We start from the raw sequence: 6,618 nt of genomic DNA on the forward strand, positions 1-6,618 counted from the left end.
ACACTTATCTTTAGATTTTAAAACTCCAAGTATGGTGTATAAATTATCAGCCTAAAATAAATTTTAACCTGTAGCCATATTTCAGGACTAGACAATGCATCTTGGTATCCAAACATGCTACCATCTTCTTGCATCGCGATATTTGTCATTGATAGACCAGTTTCTCCATTTACAGGATTTAAACCGACAACAATATCACCAGGATTGTTGATGTCTCCCATGTGAATATGAGATGGGTGCATATTTCCAGACATTGTTCCCATCACATCAAGAACGAGTAGAGCTTCACCGTTCATTCTTTCGTGAAAAACAGCTTCACCACTCACACCCGAATTATCGACAGTTCCTAAAGTGTAAGCCATAGATTCGCCTGTCAATTCATTTTGACCGATATCACCTTGTGCTACCAAAGTTCCTAAATCATCTGCACTTTTATGGATATTGATATAACCGTCAAAGTCTAACAATTCATCATAAGTAATTGCTGATCCATCATTAAGCATAGCAACTTGAGTTTTACTCATCCCAGTTTCACCATTGACAGGTGTAAAAGTCACTGCGATATCACCACCTTCGGCAGCAGTATTCATGTGGATATGTCCAGGGTGCATTCCGTTTTCTGGCGTTCCGTCTAACATAATTTCAATCAGCGTCGTTCCGTTAACACGTTCAGTAAACATTGCGTTCCCCATAATGTTAGGATTGGCAACACTACCTAATGCATAAGTTTTAGAATTATCAGTCAATTCATTCTGACCGATGTCACCTTGTGCTACTAAAGTTCCTAAATCATCTGCACTTTTATGGATATTGATATAACCGTCAAACTCTAACAATTCATCATAAGTAATCGCCGTTCCATCATTAAGCATAGCAACTTGAGTTTTACTCATCCCAGTTTCACCATTCACAGGCGTAAAAGTCACTGCGATATCACCACCTTCGGCAGCAGTATTCATGTGGATATGTCCAGGGTGCATTCCGTTTGCTGGCGTTCCGTCTAACATAATTTCAATCAGCGTCGTTCCGTTAACACGTTCAGTAAACATTGCGTTCCCCATAATGTTAGGATCGGCAACACTGCCTAATGCATAAGTTTTAGAATTATCAGTCAATTCATTTTGTCCGATGTCACCTTGTGCTACTAAAGTTCCTAAATCATCTGCACTTTTATGAACGTTGACATAACCATCAAAATTAATGAGTTCTTGATAAGTAATTGAAGTTCCGTCATCCATTGTTGTAAATGTGGTTGAACTCATTCCTGTTATTTTAATCAATAAACATTTCGTTATATTTGTTGAAAATAATTTATTATGATAGGCATATACACTAGGTTAAGTAAAGAAGACGACTCAAGCAGTTCAATTGAAAATCAAATACGGGAGGGCAAGTCATTTGTAAAATCCATTAACAAGCCGTTTAAGATTTATAATGAAGGCGAAGGTGTTTCGGGTGCTGTTGAGTTGGAAGACCGTCCAGAACTTTTAAAATTATATAACGACTTGAAAACCAACAAGTTAACAGGGGTTTGGTTTAGAAATGAAAACAGACTATCACGAAGTCAACGTACTTACATTTTATTTATTGATTTATGTTTAAAAAATGATATTGACGTTTATTTTAATAATAAAAAAATTGATTTAACCAACCCGTCCAATTCCCTTACTGGCAGTATATTAGCAGCAATTAATTCATATACATTAAAGTTACAAAGTAAGCAGACTAAAACAGCAATAAAAAACAATATTGAAGCGGGGAGGGTGCATGGTTTAATTCCGTACGGTTTTAAAGCGGATAAAAACCGAAAAATGGTAATTGATAAAGAGGAGGCGGAGGTCGTTAAGTGGTTATATAATAAGCATATAGAAGGGTTTGGGTGTCGTAGTTTAGCAAAAAAATTAAACGAAAAAGGAGTTAAAAACAGGGGCAAATATTTTGATTTAACGGGGATTCATTATTTGTTAAATAATGAACTTTATAAGGGACAAAGATATTTTAGTGGTTCATATTATCCTGTTAATCAGATAGTTACAGATGAGGTCTGGGAGGCTTCTCAACTTGCTTTCAGAAAAAATATTAAAAATTCTGGTAAAAAAAGTAAAAATAATTACTTATTAATTGGTTTAATTACGTGTGTTCATTGTCAAAGTGGTTTTAGTTGTAAAATAGGTAAAGGTAATGAAGCAAGTTATTATTTTTGTAAAGGAAGGCGTTATAGACGAAATTGCAATGTTAAGTCATTGAATATGAATAATTTAGATAACTTGATTTGGGATTATTATTTTGTTGAAAAAAATTTATTGAAAAAGTTAAAATTGAAAGTTGATAAGGTTAGTAATTCAAGTTACATAAAGGCACTTTTAAACGATTTAAAGAAGTTAAATAACGAAAATGATATATTAGTTCAAAATAAAAAAAGGGCTGTTAATTTGGCTGTAAGTGGTGTTATTGACGAAAAAGATATTAAAGTTGAACTTATAAAAATTGATAATAGAAAAATTAAAATTGAAAAAGATATAATTGAAGTTAATGAAAAATTAGATTTTTATAATAACTCAAAAGAACTATTAAATAATTTAGAAAATATTAATTTAAATAATAGTTTTGAAAACAAAAAGAAGTTAATAACTAGATACATTGACGAAATATTAATTTCAAGTGATTATGTTAAAAAGCCGACTAACAAAAAATTGATTGATAATAAAATAATGTACGGTCATAGTCATCAAGTTGTAGTAAAATTTAAAATGTTATTAGAACCAGATTATTTTTATTATAACTCAAATAAATTTATTGAAAATACGCCACCAAGAAAAACAGCGGGTTTATATTCTTAAAATTAATTAACTGGGTTGTTTTTAGATTATGCCTTATTTGCAACCCATTTTTTATATGTTCTTAAAACGTGTTTACTAGTCTAAAGGTGGGTTTTTTATACCCACCCTAAATTTGCCCCGATTAATTATTATTCTTATCTTTGTAATTCAATCAAATAGTAATAAAATGAAAGCACGTTACATAAGAACTTCAACACCTCATCAAAACAATGAACGTCAAAAGCAAAATAACGAAAATGAACTTCTTTATATTGACGTTTGTAGCGGTGCTATTGCGTTTAACGAACGCCAGGAGGGGCAAAAACTAATTAATGATATAAAACAAAATAAAATTAATTATGTAGCGGTTCATAGTGTTAGTAGGCTTGGACGTAATTTATTAGATATACTTACTACATTAAAATTTTTAAATGATAATAAAGTAACACTCAAAGTTGAAAATCTAGGACTTGAAAGCAGAGTTAATAATAAAGAAAATCAAGCCTTTAATTTAATTATTAGCGTAATGGGTCAAGTTGCTGATATTGAACGAGTTACAATGTTGGAACGTCAAAAAGAAGGTATCAAGTTAGCAAAGTTAAAAGGCACTTACAAAGGACGTGTTAAGGGTTCAAAAGAAAGTACCAAAGATTTTTTAAATAGATACCCAAAAGTTATTAAAAATCTAAAACAGGGTTTATCTATTCGTAAAACTTCTAAGGTGTGTGGTGTTTCAGATTCGACGACTAAGAAAGTAAAGCGTTTAATGTCTTAAGTTAATTATACAATGCTATAACTATAACCTTATTGTAATTCGTCTAAGCCTTTATTCATGCGACTTTAACGTTTCCATTTTTTAACCTTTTTGAACTACTTTTTTTATTCAATAATACTAACTATAAATAAAACTTATACAAAATCATTTTATCATAAAAAAATACAATCGGACGTAACTAACAGGAGTAAATATATAATAGTGTATAAAAAATAATAAACACTATGAAAAAAGCAGTCCTAACAGCCGACCGACTAAGATTTAAAATCAATTACGACGAACCAAAATTTTTAGTTAACTATTTATTTAATTGTAATTCTAAGATATTTTGTAAAAAAGTAAATTCAAAAAAAGATTCTAAGTTTCTATATAATTATTTTCTAAATTATAAAAACGTCTTTGTTGGTTTATTGGAAGTTTCACGCATGAATAACAAAAACTTTTCTCAACTAAAAATTGAAAATCATTTGTTATATACGCATCAAAATTTATTAAAAGATTTATTCAGCGTTTTTAAAAAGATTGATTTAGATATTGACGTTGCAAGTCTTGAAATTGCGATTGATTATCAGCAAAAATCATTTAGAAATAAAGTTGAACGTTTAATTAGAAAATCAAAATTAAAGTTAACTAATAAATATAAATTCCATTACTGCGGAGACGATAATGACGGCAATAATTATATTAAAAATCACGCAGTTAGTCGTTATATTGAAAGTAATAAAAGGCAAAGTAAAGCATATTTGCGATTAGAAGATAAAACAATTGAAATTCAAAAATCTAAAAAAAGTTATATAACTAATTATCATGAACTTAACGGACTTGATATAACAAAAAAAGTATATCGTTTTGAACTAGTTATACCGACCTCGCAGAACTTTATTAGTAGCAATAATATTGAATATGTTTCTAATAAAAATGATTCAAAAACAATATCAAAATCAACTTTACAGCGTTACATTAAACAAAAAAATCAACTAGAGAATGAACTAAAAACTAACGAACTTTTGTTTGATAACGGATATAATAGATTGAACGATTTAATTAACGAGTTTACAATAAAACGTAATGTTAAATACAGATATGATATTGATATTGCAAGATTGTTTGAAAAAGAATACTTATTGACGATTTTTAATGTTTATTCGTCAAAAATTATTAAAAACAGAAAGGAGTTGTTTTCAAAAATTATATATAGAATATCAAGTTTATTAAGTAAAAAGATAATTATTAAAAGAAAAGATAAGATTATGAGTGATGAAGATAAAACAAAATTTGATTTTATAGTTGTGCTAACAAAAATATTAGATAAGTCTTTTGAAGATATATCAGAAAATTATCCCTTTTACGAAAATTTATTAAAAAACATTAACATTAAAGAATATAATAAGAACGATTTATACGACGTGGTTAATTTTTGAGTTACTGGGACTGCCTCAAAAGTTAATTATAAAACAAGTGTTATTTATTTATTTAGATAGCACTTTTTTTATGTCCGAAAATAAGTATACAATACTATAACTATAACACTATTGTAATTCGTCTAAGCCTTTATTCACGCCACTTTCACGTTTCCATTTTTTAACCTTTTTGAACTGTTTTAATTTCTTATATTTTGAATATTTTAAGTATGTTTATTATTCTAAATTGTTTAACTATTCTTATTCGTCTAAAAAGCCACGACTAAAAGGAGTGGCGTAGTGTTTTAAATTACTTTTTGAACTAAATATATACTTATAAATAAATATTGATATGGACTTGAATAGACCGTTAAACAAAGCAACTAAAGAAAATGACGATTTAATTTATAATTACATTAGACTGCGATATAGAATATTTGCATATTTAGAAGATAATAAAATAACATTAGAAAAATTATTAAATAATAAACAAGATTATATGTCAAATAGCGATATAACCCTTTTTAATAAGTTTTACGATACTTAGATATAAATTTTATAGCAATACACTACAATTTAGTTAAAGTGTCTTAAAACGCTTCTAAATAGCCTTAAATTGAATGTCTATTAATTAGTAAAGATAAGCAAAACAACGTTTAAATAAAGAAAATGATATAAAAACTACTAAAAATTAGTATGGTTTTATTATAGTAAAGCACTTAAAAATATTTTATGCAGTTACCTTTAGACTTCTAACTATTTGATTATCAATATATTATACCTCATCTAATATTATTTGTCTATTGTTTAGATTAACACCTGTTGTGCCATCAACAGCCTCTAAGCTGATTGCGATGTCTCCACCCTCAGCCGCAGTATTCATGTGAATGTGAGCTGGATGCATTCCTGATGTCGGTCCGTCAAGATCGATATCAACTGTAATACTGCTGTTGTCGTTTTCTGTGAAAGTCACCATTCCGGAGATTGCTGGATTGGAAACTGACATTAATTCGTAAGATTTGCTATCTCCCATTGTTGGAGGTAACATTCCGTCGTCGTCATCACTACAACTTGTGAAAGTTATAAATGTGATTAATAAAGAAGCTAAAATTCTAGTTTTCATGATTTCATTTTTTTAATTAAACATTTTTGCTTTGTTCTTTACTTACGAGAGAAAAGAGGTTCTGGTTTTAAAAAAATGAAATTTTTTTTAAATTAATTTTTAATGAATTGATATTCAGACGATTAAATATTATATTTTTTTATATAAAACTTAAAGTAAATTTATGTAAACATAAAAATCCCTGCATGATGTGCAGGGATTTTGTGTCAAATTACTTTAGTCAAGGCGATAAGCTTACTCCTTAAAGTATTCGATCTTTCTTATTGTTTTATGGGTTATTGTTTCATCTTTATAATCTTCTTTTTTAATCCAATTTTTGTTGTGATCTAAAGTAAATCTTAAAACACTTACATTTTAGTACACGACAAAAATTGTTTAACTATTTGATTTTTAACAAAGTAAAGTGAATTTTAATCTTCTTTATATTGCATAAAATACTGGAATTCAGTATATTAAAGCATTATTCTTCAAGTAATGACTTTAAAAAAGAACTCCAGTACA

The 6,618-nt window shown here is 28.6% G+C and carries 5 protein-coding genes; 3 read left to right on the plus strand and 2 right to left on the minus strand.

Features of this window, described 5'->3' with window-relative positions; translation table 11 throughout:
* Nucleotides 1-17: 17 nt before the first annotated feature.
* Complete coding sequence (locus BLV84_RS11980) at nt 18-1,262, minus strand: CHRD domain-containing protein (protein ID WP_143521374.1); 1,245 nt, start codon at nt 1,260-1,262, stop codon at nt 18-20.
* Nucleotides 1,263-1,316: 54 nt separating this feature from the next.
* Here BLV84_RS11980 and BLV84_RS11985 point away from each other — a divergent pair, with 54 nt between their 5' ends.
* From BLV84_RS11985 to BLV84_RS11995, 3 genes are all read left to right on the plus strand, one after another.
* The gene (locus BLV84_RS11985; protein WP_093245986.1) at nt 1,317-2,840 is read left to right on the plus strand and encodes a recombinase family protein; all 1,524 of its coding nucleotides are present in this window, start codon (nt 1,317-1,319) and stop codon (nt 2,838-2,840) included.
* A 166-nt stretch (nt 2,841-3,006) separates the two neighbouring features.
* Nucleotides 3,007-3,594, plus strand: coding sequence for a recombinase family protein (locus tag BLV84_RS11990; protein ID WP_093245989.1), 588 nt, complete (start codon nt 3,007-3,009; stop codon nt 3,592-3,594).
* Between the two features lie 224 nt (nt 3,595-3,818).
* On the plus strand, nt 3,819-5,015 hold the full coding sequence (locus BLV84_RS11995; RefSeq protein WP_143521375.1) for a hypothetical protein: 1,197 nt from the start codon (nt 3,819-3,821) through the stop codon (nt 5,013-5,015).
* Nucleotides 5,016-5,769: 754 nt separating this feature from the next.
* On the opposite strand, the gene BLV84_RS12005 is transcribed toward BLV84_RS11995, so the two are convergent.
* A complete protein-coding gene (locus BLV84_RS12005) occupies nt 5,770-6,117 on the minus strand; it encodes a superoxide dismutase family protein (RefSeq protein ID WP_093245997.1) in 348 nt (115 codons plus the stop codon).
* Between the last annotated feature and the right edge of the window lie 501 nt (nt 6,118-6,618).

Source organism: Psychroflexus halocasei (genome assembly GCF_900107595.1).
GTDB classification, from domain to species: domain Bacteria; phylum Bacteroidota; class Bacteroidia; order Flavobacteriales; family Flavobacteriaceae; genus Psychroflexus; species Psychroflexus halocasei.